This window comes from Luteimonas sp. A537, from assembly GCF_054052065.1.
In genome coordinates, this window is record NZ_JBSVRH010000003.1 from 185,741 (window position 1) to 204,326 (window position 18,586).

Below are 18,586 nucleotides of genomic sequence, written 5' to 3' on the forward strand. Positions count from 1 at the left end.
GCTACCGGCCCGTGGTTCGGCGCGACCCCTGCAGCGCCAGCCAGCAGAGGCCGACGGTGACCGCGTCGCCCAGCGCGCTGTGGCGGTCCAGCAGCGGAACGCCGAGGTCGCCGGCGATGTGCTGGAAGTCGAGGTTGGGCGGCGCATTGGGCTGGGCGCGGCGTTCGCGCGCGGCGAAGGCATCCGCCAGGTCCGCGCGCGGGTTGGGCAGGCTGAAGCCGGTGAGTGCGCGCACGTGCGGCGACAGCATCGCCAGGTCGAAGGACAGGTTGTAGCCAAGCAGGGTGCGTCCCTCCAGCCAGTGCAGGAAATCGCGCACCGCGGCCGTGACCGCCACGCCTTCCGCGGCCTCGTCGGGGGTGATGCGGTGGTGGCGGATGGACTCGATGCCGAAGGCGCGGTCGGCGCGGATGCGGCGCTCAAAGCGCTCGGAGGTGACCACGCGACCGTCGCGCACGGGCACCGCGGCGAGGCTGAGGATATGGTCCTGCTTCGGGTCCAGGCCGGTGGTTTCCAGGTCCAGGCTGACCCATTCGCCGGGTGGCGCGGGCCGCAGCAGGGCGGCCCATTCGCCGTCGCCGGCCTTCCGCTTCAGCAGCCATCGCCGGAAAGCCCGCATCCTAGTCCCGCAGGTGGAAGCTTTGGCGGATGTGGCTGCGGAAGTCCTTGACCACGTGCAGTGCGTCGCGCATCAGCTCGCGGTCGAGCCGGCGCAGCCGCGACGGATCGATGTGGTTGCCGGGCGCCTTGCCGGCTTCCAGCGCGGCGAACTGCGCGTCCAGGCGCATGTGCTGGAACACGTTGAGTGCCTGCGGCAGGTCGCGGCCCAGGCCCGGCGACAGCTCGCCGCACTCGACCAGCGCGGCGCAGCGGTCGCGGCTTCCGGTGGCGGTGATCCCGTGGCGCAGCGCCAGGCAGCGCAGGCCGTGGACCACCGGGAAGATGCCGCCCTTTTTGATGTCGGTGCCGCCGCCACCGCCGCGGACCCGGCCGAAAAAGGTCAGCGGGGTGTCGAACTCGAGCGTGGCCGCGGCCAGGTGGTGGAGCAGGATCGCGTCGTCGCCCAGCGCCATCAGCGCGTCCTTGACCGGCGCGAACAGCGCCGCGTTGCCGGCCACCGGCCGCGCGTCGAGCGCGATCGACAGGTCCAGCGCGCCCTGGCCGCCATGCACGTGCTTCCACTGGCCGATGCGCTCGCGCCACTGCGTCGCGCCCATCCGCCAGTGCGGGTTGTCGACCATCACCCGGCCCGGGCACGGCGGATAGCCGACCTGGGCGAGCGCCGCGCTGAAGCGGTCCATCGCTTCCGCCAGCCCGGGCCAGTCGAGGTCGTCGGCGAGCACCAGGGCGTTGTCCTGGTCGGTCTTGAGCAGCTGTTCGCGGCGGCCCTCGCTGCCCATGGCCAGCAGGCAGATCCGGTCGCGGAGCTCGACCGGGACCACCAGCTCGAAGACCCGGCCCATGATCAGGCTGTTGAGCGCGCTGACCAGCTCGCTCATGTAGGCGATGCGCGCGCCGTGGACGTTCAGGCTGCGCACCAGCCGGGTCATGCCGGAGGCGGCCTCGGCGATGGCGTCGATGTCGCGGGCGCGCGCCAGGCGCAGGCTGATCAGGTGCGAATGACTGGCGAAGTGCGCCAGTACCTCGGCCATGCCCAGGGTGCCCGCCACCCGGCTGCCCTCGGTGACCACCACGCGCTCGATCTGGCGCTCGGTCATGTCGATCAGGGCCTGGAACAGCACTTCGCCGGTGCCGATGGTGGCCAGCGGGCGCGTGGCCAGCGGGCCGATCGGCGCGTCCAGCGGCAGGCGCTGCTGCGTCAGCGCATCCAGCAGGTCGGTGCGGGTGACGATGCCCGGCGCGTCGTGGTCGCGGTCGTAGACCAGCAGGCAGTCCACGCGCCGCTCGCGCAGGCGCGCGCTGGCCGCGGCGATCGTGGTCGTGGCGTCGACGCGCTCGGGCGGCGCCAGGTCGGCCTCGCCTACCCGGATCACCATCAGCTCGCCGGCGTCGCGCCGTTCGCTGCTGCTGGAGAGCCGGCCCTTGGTGGCCAGGCCTTCGTTGAAGTACGCCGCCACGCGCGGGTTGTCGGCCAGCAGCTGGCGGAACGTGGCGGCCGGGACCAGGTGGCTCAGGCAATCGCCTTCGCTGCGGTAGCTCAGGCGCGCGCGCCCGGCCATGACCGCCCAGGCGCCGATGACGTCGCCAGGCCCGTAGTCGGCGAAGCGCTCCTCGCGGCCGCGGTCATCGACCTGGAAGGCGTGGACCAGGCCCTTGAGGATGACGAAGACGTGCGGCGAGTCCTTGCCGGCTTCGATCAGGGTGGTGCCGCCGGGATGGAAGCCGATGTCGACGCTGGCCTGCAGGCGGTGGCGCCCCGCGTCGTCGAGCAGGTCGAACGGCGGCAGGCTGAGGTCCAGGCCGGGCACGGGATCCATGGCCGCATTGTGCGTCGCCCGCGCGGGGCGGTGAATAGACCAAGGTCTAAAAACCGCGCCGCCTGGCAATGCGGCAAACTGACCTGTACACGTTCCAGAGGGTGAGCCGCCATGTCCGAAGATATCTACCCCGTCCCCGAGGACTTCGCCGCGCAGGCCAACGTCACGCAGGCTGACTACGACCGCGACTACGCCGAGTCCATCCGCGATCCCGACGCGTTCTGGGGCCGCATCGCCGGGCGCCTGGACTGGATGAAGCCGCCGACCCGCATCCGCGACGTCAGCTTCGACCGCGAGGACTTCAGGATCCGCTGGTTCGCCGATGGCGAGCTCAACGTCAGCGTGAACTGCCTCGACCGCCATCTCGCCACCCGCGGGGACAAGACCGCGCTGGTATTCGAGCCCGACAGCCCCGATGGCGAGGCCAGGCGCGTCAGCTACCGCGAGCTGCACGCCCGCGTCTGCCGCCTGGCCAACGCCCTGCGCAGCCTCGGCATCGCCAAGGGTGACCGCGTCACCATCTATCTGCCGATGATCGTCGAAGCGGCCGTCGCCATGCTTGCCTGTGCGCGCATCGGCGCGGTGCACAACGTGGTCTTCGGCGGCTTCTCTGCCAACTCGATCGCAGATCGCGTCGGCGACAGCGGCGCCAAGCTCATCATCACCGCCGACGAGGGCCTGCGCGGCAGCAAGAGGGTGCCGCTGAAGGCGAACGTCGACGCCGCGCTCAAGCTGCCGGGCACCACCACTGTCGAGACGGTGCTGGTGGTGCGCCATACCGGCGGCGCGGTCGACATGCAGATGCCGCGCGACCGCTGGTACGACGCCGTGGTCGACGGCCAGCCGGACACCTGCGAGCCCGAGCGCATGAACGCCGAGGACCCGCTGTTCATCCTTTACACCTCGGGGTCCACCGGCAAGCCCAAGGGCGTGCTGCACACCACCGGCGGCTACCTGCTGTTCGCCGCCTACACCCACGAGTGCGTGTTCGACCTCAAGGAAGACGACGTCTACTGGTGCACCGCCGACGTCGGCTGGGTCACCGGCCACAGCTACATCGTCTATGGGCCGCTGGCCAACGGCGCCACCTCGCTGATCTTCGAGGGCGTGCCCAGCTATCCGGACGCCTCGCGCTTCTGGCAGGTCATCGACAAGCACCAGGTCACCATCTTCTATACGGCCCCGACCGCCATCCGCGCTCTGATGCGCGAGGGCGACGAGCCGGTGAAGCGCACCTCGCGCAAGTCGCTGCGCCTCCTGGGCAGCGTCGGCGAGCCGATCAATCCCGAGGCCTGGCGCTGGTACAACGACGTGGTCGGCGACGGCCGTTGCCCGATCGTCGACACCTGGTGGCAGACCGAGAACGGCGGCATCCTGATCTCGCCGCTGCCCGGCGCCTGGGCGACCAAGCCGGGTTCGGCCACCAAGCCCTTCTTCGGCGTGCAGCCGGCGATCGTGGACGCCGCCGGCAACATCCTGGAGGGCGAGGCCGAGGGCAACCTGGTGATCATGGACTCCTGGCCCGGCCAGATGCGCACCGTCTATGGCGACGACCAGCGCTTCTTCGACACCTACTTCGCCGCCTATCCCGGCAGCTACTTCACCGGCGACGGCGTGCGCCGCGATGCCGACGGCTACTACTGGATCACCGGCCGCGTCGACGACGTGATCAACGTGTCCGGCCATCGCATCGGCACCGCGGAAGTGGAAAGCGCGCTGGTGCTGCATCCCAAGGTGGCCGAGGCCGCCGTGGTCGGCTTCCCGCACGACATCAAGGGCCAGGGCATCTACGCCTACGTGACCCTGATCGCGGGCGAGGTCGAAAGCGACGAACTGCTCAAGGAGCTGGTCGCGCACGTGCGCAAGGAGATCGGCCCGATCGCCTCGCCCGACTTCCTGCAGTGGGCGCCGGCGCTGCCGAAGACGCGTTCGGGCAAGATCATGCGGCGCATCCTGCGCAAGATCGCCGAGAACGCGCCCGACCAGCTCGGTGACACCAGTACGCTCGCCGACCCGTCCGTGGTCGACGCGCTGCTGGGCAACCGACGGGGTGCGTGAGCGCACGTGGCCACCCTGCTGATCGCCGACGACCACCCCCTGTTCCGCGAAGCGCTGCGGGGGGTCGTTGCACGCGTGATGCCCGAGGCCACCCTGCGCGAAGCCGATAACGTCGACAAGCTCTACGCCCTGGTGGAGTCCGAGCCCGACGCCGACCTGCTGCTGCTTGACCTCAACATGCCGGGTGCACAGGGCTTCAGCGCCCTGGTGCACCTGCGCGCGCAGCACCCGGAGCTCCCGGTGGTGGTGGTGTCCGCGCGCGAGGAGCCTGCGGTGATGCGCCGCGCGCTGGATCACGGCGCCATGGGCTTCATCCCCAAGTCGGTGGACTCGGCCACGCTGGGCCGGGCGCTGGCGCAGGTGCTGGACGGCGACCGCTGGGCGCCGGCGGCCGCGCTTGCCGCCCCGGCCGCGGGTGCGGAGGAGCACGACGCCGCCAAGCGCGTGGCCGACCTCACCCCGCAGCAGTTCCGCGTGCTGCAGATGCTGGGCATGGGCCTGCTCAACAAGCAGATCGCGTGGGAGCTGGATGTATCCGAGGCCACCGTCAAGGCCCACATGACCGCGGTCCTGCGCAAGCTTGGCGCCAGCAACCGCACCCAGGCGGTGCTGATCGCCGGCAAGCTTGCCCTGGAGCCCGGCGCGATCGCGCCGCAGCCCGACGAAGGCGACTGAGCTCAGCCTTCCTGCGCGGGGGCGACCAGTCGCTTCTGCACGTCCTCGCGCAGCTGCACCAGCTCGACCTCGGCCTGGCGACGGGCCTGCATGCCGTCGCGATGGATGGTGCGGACTTCTTCCACGGTCTGGATCAGCTGTTCGTGGACGTGGCGCAGGGTGCCGATGTCGATCACCGCGCGCTGGTTCGCCTTCGCGGTCTCGACCGAGGTCTGCCGCATCATGTCGGCGTTCCTGCGCATGATCTCGTTGGTGGCATCGTCGATCGCGTTCGAGAGCTCGACCGCGTTCTTCTGCTCGTTGAGCGAGAGCTGGATCGCGAACTGGCGCTTCCAAGACGGGATCGTGATGTTGCGCACCGCGTTGAACTTCTCGATCAGCTGGATCGCGTTGGCCTGGATCAAACGGATCATCGGCAGTGACTGATCGGCGGCGTGCTGCATCACGGTCAGGTCGCCGACGCGTTTGTCGAGCAGGCGCATCGCGTTCTCGACCCCGGCGCGGCGGTCGCGCGAGGCCGGGTCTTCCTGGCCGGCCAGCGACTGCTGCTCGGCGGCCAGTTCGGCCAGGCGAACCTTGCCGGCAGCGACGTGCAGCCCCAGCGCGTGGCGCTCGTCGCGGACGATGTCGTGCATGCGGTCGAACTCGCCCACGCGCTGCGCCTGGGTGCCCTGCTTCTGCGCCACGTCGCGCATCAGCTGCTCGATCTGCTGGTTGGTGCTGCCGAACTTCTGCACCAGGTCGTCCTTCGACGCGCGCATGCGGTCGATCAGGCCGCCGATCACCGGCACCTTGGAACGCCCGGCGAAGCTCTCCAGATCCAGCGAACGCGCGATGCGCACGACTTCGCCGAGCTTGTCGCCGGCCTCGTCGAGGTCGCGGTTGCGCACCTGGTCGAGCATCTGGCTGGAGAAGGCCGCGGTCTTGCCCGCGGCCTCGCGGCCGAAGACATGCAGGTTGCCGGGCGTGATGTCCTGTAGGGACTTGCCGATCTCGGCGATGGCGCCGGCGTCGGCCGTGGTCAGCCCGAGGGTCTTGAGCGTGGCGTCGTCGAGCACGTCGGCGGCGGGGACGAGGGCGCCGTGGTCCGTGGGGTCCTGGCTCATGCGGGTTCTCCGTGATGGATCAATCGAGTTTACCGGCCATCGCGTCCACTTCGGACTCGATGGCCGCCCAGGCTTTGGCGGCATCGCCGGCGCGGCGACGGCCCGACGTGCCGGCCTCGGCCAGCGCCTGCTGGCGCCAGGCGGGAAGCAGGACGTCGCGGATGCGCCGGTAGCGTGCGAGCAGTTCGAGGTCTTGCGCATGCAGCAGTTCCAGCTGGCGCAGGCCGAGCTGTCGCGCGGTTTGCACGGTGGCGAGCTGTCCCAGGCGGCGCTCGAGGTTCGCGCGCCCCGGGGCTGCCGTGCCTGGCGGGGCGGCATCGGTGGTTGCGCCGGCATCCGCATGCGCTTCCAGCCAGTCGCGGGCACGCGAGATCGCGGAATCGAGGCCGGTGATGGCGGCTTCGGTCCTGGCCTGCAACTGCTGCTGGATGACTCCACGTGCTTCCAGCGCAGCCGCACTGCGGTCGGCCGCGGCGACCAGGGTGCCCATGCGCGTGCGCAGCGCCACGGCTTCCGATTCAGCCAGCACGTCGCGGCCCATGAGCCGTCCGACCAGGCCCACGCCGCGGCGCGCGCTGCGCGGGTCATGGGCTTGCAGGGCGCGACGCAGATCCTCCAGGCACGCCACGAGGGCGGCCGCGTCGGCGTGGTCGAGCGCGGCGGCGACCCGCGCTTCGAGTCCACTGTCCAGCGCATCCTGCCCATAGTGCAGCACGGCCAGCGCATCATCGAGATCGACGGGCGGATCCCCTTGCCCATTGGCCATGCTCAGACCTCGTCCGGCTTTTCGCCGTTGCGGATGCGCAGCTGGCGCAGCAGTTCCTCCAGCTCGATCTCCTGCGCAGTGGGAGTGCGCCTGCGCCGCGTCGGCGCGCTGCCAGGGGCCGGGGCGTCGGCCAGCTTCGTGCGCAGCAGGTCGAGGAGCTTCACCAGCGCGACGTTGAGCTCCGCCTGCCTGTCCTGGCCCTGCGACAGGTGCGCGAGCATCGGCTCGAACGCGCCGCGCATCGCTTCGGGAAGCGCCTGCAGCCAGGGCGTGTCGGTGGCACCGGTATCGGTCAAGGCATCGGCGGAGCGGACGGCATTTGCCTGCAGCGATGCAAGTAGCGCGTCCCATGGCACCTCGGCCTGCGCCGGGGCGCCGGCGCGCAGGTCCTGCAGCGACTGCAGGCCGGATGCGATGTCGGCCAGCTGAGCGACCACGCGGGCGCCGGTGTCGGCATCCTCGCCGCCCATGGCCTTGTTGCGCAGGAAGTCGCGCTTGACCTGCTCCCAGCGCGCGGACTGCTCCGTGGTCATCGTGCCGCGCAGCTCGGCCAGCTTGAGCAGGTTCTCCTCGGCGCCGGTGGTCAAGAGCTGCGACTCGCCCATGTAGTGGTCGGCGATCAGCTGCTGCAGCTCGGCGGCGTTCATCACCGGCGAGACCTTTTCCGCCAGCTTGTTCATGTTGCGGTAGCTGCCCTGGAGCTTGAACGGCGGCTCGGTGCGGTAGCGGTCGGACTGCGCGGCGCTGGCGATGTACTGCTGGTTGACGCGGTAGACCACGTCGCGCACCTGCATCAGCCGCTGCAGCGTGGCCACGATCTCGTTGACCTCGGCGCCGCTGTAGACGTGCGAAAGGTTGTTGGTGGACACGTCGTGACCCGAGGCCTTGTCGGCCAGCAGGTGCAGGTCGGACAGCTCGCGCGTGGCCAGTGGGGCCAGCACCGGGCTCGAGGTCAGGCTGTTCTCGATGTAGCTGAGCTTGAACGCCTCTTCCATGCCGCCAAGCACGTCGCCGAGATTGTAGATGTCGGCGCGGTTGGCAAGCATGTCCGGGATCCGGAACACCTCGCCGGACTCCGTGTAGGGGTTGCCGGCCATCACCACGCAGAATTTCTTGCCGCGCATGTCATAGGTGCGCGTGCGCCCCTTCCATACACCCTCGATGCGGCGCGTGCCGTCGCACAGCGAGATGAACTTCTGCAGGAACTCGGGATGGGTGTGCTGGATGTCGTCGACATACAGCATCGTGTTGTTGCCCATCTCCAGCGCCAGGTTGAGTTTTTCCAGCTCTTGGCGCGAGGTGGCGTCGGGCGCCTGCTCCGGGTCCAGTGACTTCACCTCGTGCCCCAGCGCCGGGCCGTTGATTTTCATGAAAACCAGGCCCAGGCGGTCGGCCACGTACTCCATCAGCGTGGTCTTGCCGTAGCCGGGCGGCGAGATCAGCATCAAAAGACCCATCAGGTCGCTGCGCTTGTTCTCGCCCACGGTGCCCATCTGCTTGGCGAGGTTGTCGCCGATGATCGGCAGGTAGACCTCGTCGAGCAGGCGGTTGCGGACGAAGGAGCTCAGGGGCCGCGCCTTGAATTCGGACAGGCGCAGCGCCTCGCGCTCGCGGCTGGCGATGCGCTGGCGAATCGCCTGGTAGCCCTCGAATCCCGGGATGAAGTGGCTGCAGTGCCGGCGAAAGCGCAGCAGGAAGTCGTCGATGGGCAGGGCCATGCGGCCGCCGGCCATGCGCGGGTGTTCGCCGAGCAGGCCCTCTACCCGCGCGATCAGGGTCGTGTCGACGATGCGGTGGCGCAGCGCGCGCCCGGTGAGCAGCAGGGCGATGGCTTCCGGCACGTAGCCGGCGAGCTCGGCGTACGCGCCCTGCGCGCACATCGCCTGCAGCCACTGCGCCGCCAGCGCCCACTGCGCGGCGGGGCGCACGGCCAGGCGCTCCAGCGAACGGTCGAAGCTGTCCTCCATGTCCGCGGCCTGCAGCTTCGCGCGCAGCGCGTCGACCAGGTCGCGCGCGTAGTGGCTGAAGCCGAAGGTCGGGTCGCCGCTGCGCAGCTCTTCGACCAGGTAGTCGGCGCCGATGCCGGCCAGCGAGGCGTCGACGGGGAGCGCGTGGTCGGCGACGAAGGTGCCCAGAGTTGTCGCGATGTCCCCGCGCAGCGCGTCCAGTCCTTCGCGCGAACCGAACAGGGTGTGCACGGCCTCTGCGCCGACGGCGCGCTGCGGCCAGGCCTTTGCTTCGGCATCGCCCTGCAGCTGCTGCCAGGCGACCAGCGCGAGCGCGCGCGCGACCGGCGCGTGCACCAGGGCGCCGGCATTGCGGTGCAGCGGCAGCAGGGCGCGGAGCAGCAGGGCGGCATCGTGGTCGTGGATGCCCTTCTCGTAGCCTTCGCGATAGCGCGGAGCCGCGAAGTCGCGGACCAGGCGCTCCAGGGCCTCCGGGTCGGCGGCGGCCTTGTCCAGGGCGTCCATGTCGAGGTTGTCGCGCCCGGCGACCGCGGCGTCCAGCACCAGGCCGGCCAGGTATTCGCCGCGATACAGCGCAGGTGACTCGGATTCCAGCGCCACCTGCCACCAGTCGCGCAGCGCTTCGAGCTCGTCGTCGTGAATGGTTTCGTAGTAGTCGGTACCGGTCAGGTGGATCGCCAGTGCGTCGCCCCGCGGCAGGATGGTCAGGTCCAGCGGCTGGGTGTTGACGCTGAAGCGGTGTCGCGGGCCGAGGCGGATGACATTGCCGCCGTCCTCGAACAGGTCGCTGCGGTCACGCAGGCTGCGCACCGCCTGGTCGCGCACGCCCTTCAGCCGTGCCTCGACGTCGTCGGCCTTGACGCTGTCGCGCAGCGCACGCAGCCGGTCCGCCAGCTCGCGCAGCTTGAGGATCAGCGGGTCGCCGGCGAAGAAGGCGTTGAGCTCGTCGGCGCTTGCGAAACGCTCGGTGCGCCGCGGCAGGCCGTCGAGGATACGCGCGGCGGCGTCGAACACCGCCTGTGCGCGGCGCTGGCGGTCGTCGAGGAGCGTCTGCTTGTGCCCCTCGAAGGTGTCCAGCAACTCCTCGCGCTTGGCGAGGATGTCGCCCAGGAATTGTTCGTGCTCGCCGAACTGGCTCTCCAGCTCCTCCAGCTGGACCATCAGCCGCGACAGCTGCTCGTCGGCGCGCTCCGGATCGGTGGCCAGGCCCAGGGCGCTGGTGATCGATTGGCCGAACAGGGTGAACTGCGCGCCGAACTGGGCCACGGCCTCGGCCGACCCCAGGCTGCGGCGCTTCTGTTCCGCGCGCGCGCGGGTCTGGTTCAGGCGCGCATAGATCGCGGAGATCGCCTCGACCACGGCCGTGCGCCGGGTGGCGTCGTCGACCTTCAGGCTGGCCATCAGCTCGGACAGCATGTCGAGCTCGGCGGACATCGCGCGCAGGCCGTCGAGCGCCTCGGCCAGTGTGCGTGCGGTCTCCGCCGCCTGCGCGTCCGCATCAAGCTGCTTCAGGCGCTCATGGAAGGGCTGCAGCGCCTTGTCGCCGCCGAGGAACCCGCCGGTGGCGGCGCCGATGGCGTCGTGCGCCTCCTGCAGCTCCGCGCCCATCGCGTCGATGGCGGCGGTGTCGATGTAGCGGAGGTCGCGGACGGTCAGCAGGTGGCCGCGCTGGCGCGAGATGTCGCGCAGCGCGTCGACGTATTCGCCGATGCCGGCCCAGTTCTCCGGCCGCAGCCGTCCGAGCAGGGCCTTCTGCTCCGCGTTCGCCTCGGCGATGGCGGCGCCGGACTGGCGGCGGATGTCCTCGACCTTCTCGTACTCGTCGAGCACCGATTCGCCGGTGGCGCTGATTGCGTGCAGCAGGTCCGCGGCGCCCTCGCAGTGTGCGTCGTCGATCCAGTGGTGCGCGTCGAACATGCGCCGCGCGTCGTCGACCAGCAGCTGGTAGCGCTGCAGCGAGGCCCGTGGTTCGTCGATCGTGCGCGCCAGCTCCAGCAGGTCGGAGACGCCGCGCACCAGGGCGGCGTTGCCGATCCGGCCCATGAAGCTGGTGCCCGGCGGGCGCCGGGCGGCGAACTCCTCGCTGGTGAACGGCGTCCGCCAGACCTGCATCGGGTGGATGCGGGTCGGCGCGTCGCCCTCGGCGTGGAACAGCACCATGCGCCCGTCGGCCAGCAGCGCATAGCCGTGGCCGAACACCGGGTTCTGCAGCGCGCGCCGGATCGAGTTGTAGACGAACAACGCCGAACGCCCGGCCTCGCGGTGGTAGAAGACGTACATCACGTCCTCGCCGTTGGGCGAGCGGATGCTGCGGCGGTACTGCATGCCGTCCATCTGCGCGTCGAAGGCCTTGTGCTCGCCGTTCTGCAGGTAGTAGCCGCCAGGGAACACGATGCCGTGATCCTCGGGGAGCTGCACGCAGGCCTGCACGATGGCGTCGATGCGGGTCACGGTGCCGGTGATCGTGTTGTAGACCAGGCCGCGCCATTCGGTCTCGCGGTAGGGCAGGATCTTCAGCAGCACCAGCGAGCCGACGCGCGCGAAGTCGATCGTGGCGTCGTCGAGCGACTGGGTCGCGTCCTCCACCGGCTCGCTGTACACGCCCTGGCCGGTCTCGGTGTTGTTCTCGACCTTGACCGTCAGGTCGCCGCCGGTGGTCTCGACAAAGACGGTGTCGAGGATGTTGAGGTGCGGATGGCGCCCGGTCTCCTCGAGGTCGCGGGTTGCGCGGGACCATTCGAAGTCGAAGGCCGGCGGCAGCGCGATGTCGCGCTCGCCGCGGGAGTCGATCCAGGTGAATTCGCCGCGGCTGGAGATCGCCCAGCGGAACACGCGCACGTCGCTGCTGCGCTCGCCGATCTGGAACGCGGCCAGCAGCTTGCCGTCGCGCACGATCAGCTGGAGCAGGCGCGCGTGCTTGTAATAGGCGTAGAGCTCGGTGAAGTCGTGGACGAAGCCGGGATCGGCGAGGAGCGTGTCCCTGAAGTCGACCGGGGTCACGTCGTAGCCGTCGGGGCCTTCGACCAGCCGGTACAGGCCGAACACGTCCTCGATCCGGGTCCGCGTCTTCAGGCCGAGGTAGACGTTGTAGCCGAACAGCAGCAGGTCGTCGCCGACCTGGACGATGTCGCGGCCGACGCAGTTGTTCTCGGTGCGGATGCGGAAGCGTCCGGCGACCTCCATCCGGCTGTCGCCGAATTCCTCCAGGCGGCGGGCGTTGAGCCCGTCGACGATGCCGCGGAGCTGTGCGCCCTGTTCGGCGAGGCGGCGCCTGAGCACTTCGTAGGCGCCACCCTGGGTGACGGCCTGGTCGACTGCGGCGGCATTGCCGGCGCCGGCCTCGGCTGCGGCTTGCGCGGGATCGGTGGTCGGGTTCGGTTCGGTCATCGACTGCGTCATTCCTGTACTGCGATGGCGCCCGCGCGGATCGCCACGCGGGCGTGCCGGGTCAGCGAGGCTCGCCGCTGTTCGCGGGCAGCGCGCGGCCGCCGCCGACGCCCAGGTACTTCTGCATCAGCTCCTGCACCACCGGGCTCTTGTCGGTCAGGCCCTCGATCGACTTGCCCAGCGAGATCGCCTTGATCAGGCTGTCGAACATGCCGCCGTCGCCGCCGACCATGTCGATGTTGGCGTTGCGCAGCGCGGTGGCGACGACCTCGGCGTTCTCCTTCGACACTTCCTTGCCCGCCTCGATCGAGGCCAGCGCCTGCTTGAGGCTGGTGTCGAGCGCCATGCGGTATTCCTCGTGGCTGCGCGCGTTGTCGGTCAGGGCGTCGATGGCCAGGAACTTTCTGGTCAGGCCCTCGGCCTCGGCGAACAGCTTCTCGGCCAGGATCGTGGCCTCGGTCTTGCCCTGCTTGAGGTTGGCGTCGGCCATGGCATCGACCACGCGGGCCTCGGCCACGCCGACCTTCTCGATCGCGATCGCGCCGGCTTCCTTGACCTGGGCCTCGGCCAGGCCGGGTGCCGCCTGCTCGGCGCGCACGCCCTCGGCCAGGGACTTCTTGGCCTCGGCCTGCTTGTGCGCGGCCTCCAGCTCGGCCTGGGCCAGGGTGGTGATCTCAACCGCGCGATGCCTGGCGGCGGTCTCGCTGGCCTCGGCCTCCTTGACCTGCTCAAGCAGCGCCTGCTGCGCGCGCGCCTCGGCGTCGAGGATCGCGATCTGCTTCAGGCGGTCGGCCTCGGAGACTTCGCGTACTTCCTTGATGCGCTCCTCCTCCTGCGCCACCGTCTTGTCGATGGCGATGCGCTCGCGGGTGATGTTGGCAACGTCCATCCGTCCCTGCTCGACGACCTTGTCGCGCTCGACGCCCTGCAGCTGCACTTCGCGATCGGTGGTGACCTGCTCCAGCTGCTTCGCGCGCTCGACGCGCTCGGCCTCGATGGCCACCGCGCGCTGGCGGTTCTGCTCGGCGACCTCCACCTCGCGCATGCGGTTCTGGTCGCGGATGTCGATCAGCTGCTGGGCCTCGATGCGTGCGTTCTCGGACAGCTGGCGCTGCTCTTCCTGCACGCGCAAGGTCTCGGCGGTCTCGCGCGCCTGGATGGTTTCGATCTCGCGCTTCTGGCGGGCCTCGGCCTCGGCCTGCTGGCGTTCCAGTGCCAGCGTCGCCTCGCGGGTCTCGACGTTCTTCTTGGTGATCGCCAGGTGCTCGTTCTGCGACAGCTCGTTGGTGATCACGTTCTGCGACGCGGTCAGCTCGGTGATCTTGCGGATGCCCTCGGCGTCGAGGATGTTGTTCGGATCCAGGACCTGCTTGGGCGTCTGCTCCAGGTAGTCGATCGCGACGTCTTCCAGCACGTAGCCGTTGAGGTCGTTGCCGATGACCTTGATGATCTCGTCGCGAAACTCCTGGCGCTTCTCGAACAGGTCGGTGAACTCGAACTTCTTGCCCACCGTCTTCAGCGCTTCGGAGAACTTGGCGTTGAACAGCTCGTCGACCGCGTGCTTGTCCGAGGCGCGGTCGGCGCCCAACGACTTGGCCACGCGCAGCACGTCGGCTTGGGTCTCGTTGACGCGCAGGTAGAAGGCCACCGCGATGTCGGCGCGCATGTTGTCGCGACAGATCAGGCCCTCCTTGCCGCGGCGATCGATCTGCAGCGTGATCAGGCTGATCTTCATCAACTCGGCGCGGTACAGCACCGGGATGATCAGCCCGCCGGTGAAGCGCACCTTGGGCGTGGAGCTGAGGTCGTTCACGATCAAGGCGGTGCCCTGGTCGACCTTCTTGTAGAAGGCCTTGAACAGACCGGCGATGCCGACCAGCACGACCAACAGCATGCCGATGCCGATCAGGAAGGGGGCGAACAGGGCGAATTCCATCGATGTTTCTCCAGTCGTGTCTTGTTCGTTTCGATCAAAGGTGTTCGTAGTCGCGCTCGGGCACGACGTTCCAGGTGTTTCTGTCGAGCGCATGTGCGATCAGGACGACCCGGTCGCCGCGCTTCATCCCGGCCGCCACGTCCCCGCGCACCTGCAGCACCAGCCCGGCGCCACCGTCGTCGAGATCGGCCATGCCGTGCGAGGCGTCCACGTCCGGGGTGCGCACCACCGCCACGCGGCCGAGCAGGGAGGTGGCCGCCGGCGGGCGCAGGCGCAGCAGCCAGCGCCGGACCGGCCGCAGCGCGGTGGCCGTGGCAAGGACTGCCGGCGGCAGCGCGAGCAGGGCAACGCCGGCGCCAAGCAGCCAGCGCAGCGGACCGGGGAAGTGTTGCAGCACCAGCAGCTGCACGAAATAGGTCGCCAGCCAGGCGAAGAACACCACCAGGGTGGCCACCAGCATCGTCGGCACCCCGGCCAGCCCGAGGCGGCCGAAGAGTCCGGCGATGCCGCCCGGTTCGGCGTCGACGCCCAGGTCGAGGGCGTCGAGGCCGTCGATCTCGACCAGGCCGATGGACGCCAGCAGCCAATAGGCCAGGCAGCCGCCAAGCAGGACGCTGTAGAGCAGCGTCGGAAATTCAAGCGATGTAGTGAGGAATGCCTCCATCTTGCCCTCCTGTCGGCCGATGCGATGCGAGCGGCCGGTTCCCCGGGCCGGACATGATGCCAGCCCCGGATGCCATCTGTTCAGTACAGGACGCGGACGAATGGTTGGATGTGACCGTCTTGAGGCATCAGGGCACATGACCCGCCACGTGTGCGCTCCGCTGCGCAGCCAGGAACGCACGCAGCGATGCCGGCTTGATCGGTTTGGTCAGCACGCGGTAGCCACGGGCACGCGCATCGCGCTTCACCTGGTCACTGCCGTCGGCGGTCACCAGCGCGCCGGGCACGCGCGGCCCGTGCTCGCGCAGTGCATCCAGCGTGTCCAGGCCATCCATCCGGTCGTGCAGGTGGTAGTCCACGAGCAGCACGTCGGGTGCCTGGGCCATCTTCTCCAGCGCCTCGTCCACGGTGGTCGCACGCAGCACGTCGATCTTCCAGCGTCCCAGCAGCATCGCCATGCCGGCGAGGATGTCGACGTCGTTGTCGACGCACAGCACGCACATGCCCTCGAGCGAATCCGGAAGCCCGGCCGCGGGCGTGGCCGCCGGTCGCGGCTCGGCGTGGGCGGCGCGCGGTGCGCTGATCGAGAACATGCTGCCGCGGCCGCTGCGCGAACTCACGTTGAGCGGATGGTCGAGCACATGGGAAATGCGCTGGCAGATCGAGAGCCCCAGGCCCAGGCCCTGCGCGTCCCAGCTCTCGGGGTGTTCGATGCGGAAGAACTCGTCGAAGATCTGCTGCAGGTGATACTCGGGTATGCCCGGGCCGGTATCCCAGACCTGCAGTTCGACCACCTCGCCACGGGCGCGCGCGGCCAGCACCACGCGGCCTTCGCGGGTGTAGCGCAAGGCATTGGCGAGGAAGTTCTGAAGCACGCGGCGCAGCAGGCGGCGGTCGCTGCGCACCGGCAGGCGCGGGGCATGTACGCGCAGGTCGATGCCACGCGCGGCGGCGAGCGGGGCGTACTGCGCGGCCAGTTCCGCCAGCAGCTCGGCGGCGTCGAAATCGAGCAGCTGCGGCTGCAGGGCCCCGGCATCCAGGCGGGAGACGTCAAGCAGGCCCTCCAGCAGCTCCTCGGCGGCGCGCAGCGAGGTGTCGACGCGCTCGGCAAGGTGGCGCTGCTCGGCCACGGTCTCGCTTTCGCGCAGCGCCGAGGCGAACAGGCGCGCGGCGTTGAGTGGCTGCAGCACGTCGTGGCTGACCGCGGCCAGGAAGCGGGTGCGCGAGGCCTGCGCGGCCTCGGCCTCCCGGGTGCGGATGGCCACGCGCTGTTCGAGCGTTTCGTTGACCTCGCGCAGCTCGCGCTCCACCCGTTTGTATTCGGTGACATCGCTGTAGCTGGTGACATAGCCGCCGCCAGGCAGTGGCTGGCCGCGCATCTCCACCACCTGGCCGTTGCTGCGCACGCGCTCGAACACGTAGGGAGAACCCGCGCGCATGTAGTCCATGCGCTTCTCGACCTCGGCCTCGATGTCGGGGTTGCCGCCGCCGAGTTCCCCGCGCAGCGCGTTGTAGCGGATCAGGTCGGCCACCTGGCGGCCGACGTAGAGCATGCCTTCGGGGTAGTCGTACAGCTCCGCATAGCGCAGGTTCCAGGACACCAGGCGCATCCCGCGGTCGACCACGCTCACGCCCTGGTCGAGGTTGTCGAGCGTGGCCGACAGGATGGCGCGGTCGAAGCGCAGGTCCTGGCCGGCCTCGTCGAGCACCGCGACCACTTCGGCCACGTCCATGCCGGAGCCCTTCAGCGCGCTGGTCATCACCAGCCGCGCCGAAGAGGCGCCGATCGCGGCGGCCAGCAGGCGTTCGGTGAACTGGGCCCAGCCGCGGTCGGTGGGCGTGGCCGGCTCCAGCTCGCGACCGCTGGCGACGGCGTGGTCGGCGAAGGCGCGGCGCGCGGTGGTGCCGCCGACGAAGCGACCGGCCAGGACCAGCAGGTCGCCAACCTGCATCGAGCTGTAAGGCACGCCGGTCCCCAGCGGGAGCTGCGCGGCGGCGTAGGGATCGAGGAAGGGCGCGATCCGCAGCCGTTCCTCGAAGCCCGGCCGCCAGCGCGCGGACACCAGGAGCAGCGCGCCGACGTTGACCAGCAGCGACCAGAAGGTGCCGTGTGTCAGTGCGTCCCAGCCTTCGAGCCCGAACAGCTGGCGCGGCCGCAGCCAGCCAATGCCGAAGGGGCCGTCGCGCAGCCACGCGCCATCAAGCCAGCCCGCATCGGTCAGCGTGGGCAGCAACAGCGTGTAGAGCCACATCGCGAAGCCCAGCAGAAGGCCGGCCTCCACGCCCTGGCGGCTGGCGCCGCGCCAGTACAGCCCGCCGATCAGCGCCGGCGCGAACTGCGCCACGGCCGCGAACGACATCAGCCCGTAGGAGGCCAGCGTGGTGTCGCTGCCGCTGACCCGGTAATAGCCCCAGGCCAGTGCGGCCAGGCAGACGATGGTCGCGCGCCGGATCCACAGCACGGTGGAGGCCACGTTGCCGTCGTGGCGCTGCGCCCAGCCCCGCGCCAAGAGCGGCGGCATGATGAGGTCGTTGGAGACCATGGTCGCCAGCGCCACGCTGGACACGATCACCATGCCGGTGGCCGCGGAGAAGCCGCCGACGTAGGCGAACAGCGCCAGCAGGTCGCGGCCCTCGCCGAGCGGCAGCCCGAGCACGAAGGTGTCCGCCGAAGCGACCGAGCCGTCGCCGTACATCGCCAGGCCCGCGGCGGTGATCGGCAGCACCGCCAGCGACACCAGCGCCAGGTAGCTGCCGAACATCCAGCGCGCGCGCCGGATGTCGGCCACGTCCATGCATTCCACCACCGCGACGTGGAACTGCCGCGGCAGGCAGATGATCGCGGTGAATGCGAGCAGGGTCTGGCCGATGAAGCCCACCGGCGGGGCCTCGGCCAGCAGCGTGCGCGTGGCATCGGCCAGCTGGAGCTCGCTGCCGGAGAACCAGAACACGGCGAACACGCCCACGAACAGCAGCGCCACCAGCTTGACCATCGACTCCAGCGCGATGGCCAACATCATGCCCGGGCGGTGCTCGGTGGCGTCCACCTGGCGGGTGCCGTAGAGGATCGCGAACAGCGCCATCAGCACGGCCACGTACAGCGCCGGGTCGCCGATGCTGGCCAGCAGCTCGTCGCCGCCACCGAGCACCTGCAGGCTCAGCGCCACCGCCTTGTACTGCAGTGCGAGGTAGGGCACCGCGGCGATCAGAGCGATCAGGGTGACCAGGGCCGCCAGCCGCTGCGCGCGCCCGTAGCGGGCGGCGATGAAGTCGGCGATCGACACTGTGCTTTGCGACTGCGCGATCAGCGCCAGGCGCTCGAGGATGCGCCAGCCGAACAGCAGCATGAGCAGCGGACCAAGGTAGATCGCGAAGTAGCCGATGCCGTTGTGGGCCGCGCTACCGACCGCACCGTAGAACGTCCACGACGAGCAGTACACCGCCAACGACAGGCTGTAGACCAGCGGCCGCATCCACGTGCCGCCGGCGCGCATGTGCACCGGGTGGCGGTCGCCCCACCACGCCACCGCGAACAGCAGCGCCGCGTAGCCCAGCGACACCAGCAACAGGATCCAGCCCGGCAGCATCCG

At 69.8% G+C, this 18,586-nt stretch carries 10 protein-coding genes; 2 read left to right on the forward strand and 8 right to left on the reverse strand.

Features of this window, described 5'->3' with window-relative positions:
- Nucleotide 1 precedes the first annotated feature (1 nt).
- Both ACW7GZ_RS08485 and ACW7GZ_RS08490 read right to left on the reverse strand, forming a co-directional pair.
- On the reverse strand, nt 2-619 hold the full coding sequence (locus ACW7GZ_RS08485) for an exonuclease domain-containing protein (protein ID WP_457004284.1): 618 nt from the start codon (nt 617-619) through the stop codon (nt 2-4).
- Nucleotide 620: 1 nt separating this feature from the next.
- Nucleotides 621-2,438, reverse strand: coding sequence for a putative nucleotidyltransferase substrate binding domain-containing protein (locus tag ACW7GZ_RS08490; RefSeq protein ID WP_457008773.1), 1,818 nt, complete (start codon nt 2,436-2,438; stop codon nt 621-623).
- A 111-nt stretch (nt 2,439-2,549) separates the two neighbouring features.
- Between ACW7GZ_RS08490 and acs the strand changes: the two genes are divergently transcribed.
- Both acs and ACW7GZ_RS08500 read left to right on the forward strand, forming a co-directional pair.
- A complete protein-coding gene (gene acs, locus ACW7GZ_RS08495) occupies nt 2,550-4,496 on the forward strand; it encodes an acetate--CoA ligase (RefSeq protein WP_457008775.1) in 1,947 nt (648 codons plus the stop codon).
- Between the two features lie 6 nt (nt 4,497-4,502).
- Complete coding sequence (locus ACW7GZ_RS08500; RefSeq protein ID WP_457004290.1) at nt 4,503-5,171, forward strand: response regulator; 669 nt, start codon at nt 4,503-4,505, stop codon at nt 5,169-5,171.
- 2 nt (nt 5,172-5,173) lie between these two features.
- On the opposite strand, the gene ACW7GZ_RS08505 is transcribed toward ACW7GZ_RS08500, so the two are convergent.
- The 6 genes from ACW7GZ_RS08505 to ACW7GZ_RS08530 form a co-directional block, all read right to left on the reverse strand.
- Complete coding sequence (locus tag ACW7GZ_RS08505) at nt 5,174-6,277, reverse strand: toxic anion resistance protein (protein WP_457004292.1); 1,104 nt, start codon at nt 6,275-6,277, stop codon at nt 5,174-5,176.
- Nucleotides 6,278-6,296: 19 nt separating this feature from the next.
- On the reverse strand, nt 6,297-7,043 hold the full coding sequence (locus ACW7GZ_RS08510; protein WP_457008777.1) for a hypothetical protein: 747 nt from the start codon (nt 7,041-7,043) through the stop codon (nt 6,297-6,299).
- A gap of 2 nt (nt 7,044-7,045) precedes the next feature.
- Complete coding sequence (locus ACW7GZ_RS08515; protein WP_457008779.1) at nt 7,046-12,397, reverse strand: DNA repair ATPase; 5,352 nt, start codon at nt 12,395-12,397, stop codon at nt 7,046-7,048.
- 61 nt (nt 12,398-12,458) lie between these two features.
- Nucleotides 12,459-14,333: a hypothetical protein gene (locus tag ACW7GZ_RS08520; protein ID WP_457004297.1), complete on the reverse strand. Its 1,875-nt coding sequence runs from the start codon at nt 14,331-14,333 to the stop codon at nt 12,459-12,461.
- 34 nt (nt 14,334-14,367) lie between these two features.
- On the reverse strand, nt 14,368-14,997 hold the full coding sequence (locus ACW7GZ_RS08525) for a hypothetical protein (RefSeq protein ID WP_457004299.1): 630 nt from the start codon (nt 14,995-14,997) through the stop codon (nt 14,368-14,370).
- A 127-nt stretch (nt 14,998-15,124) separates the two neighbouring features.
- Nucleotides 15,125-18,583: a hybrid sensor histidine kinase/response regulator gene (locus tag ACW7GZ_RS08530; protein ID WP_457004301.1), complete on the reverse strand. Its 3,459-nt coding sequence runs from the start codon at nt 18,581-18,583 to the stop codon at nt 15,125-15,127.
- Nucleotides 18,584-18,586: the final 3 nt, after the last annotated feature.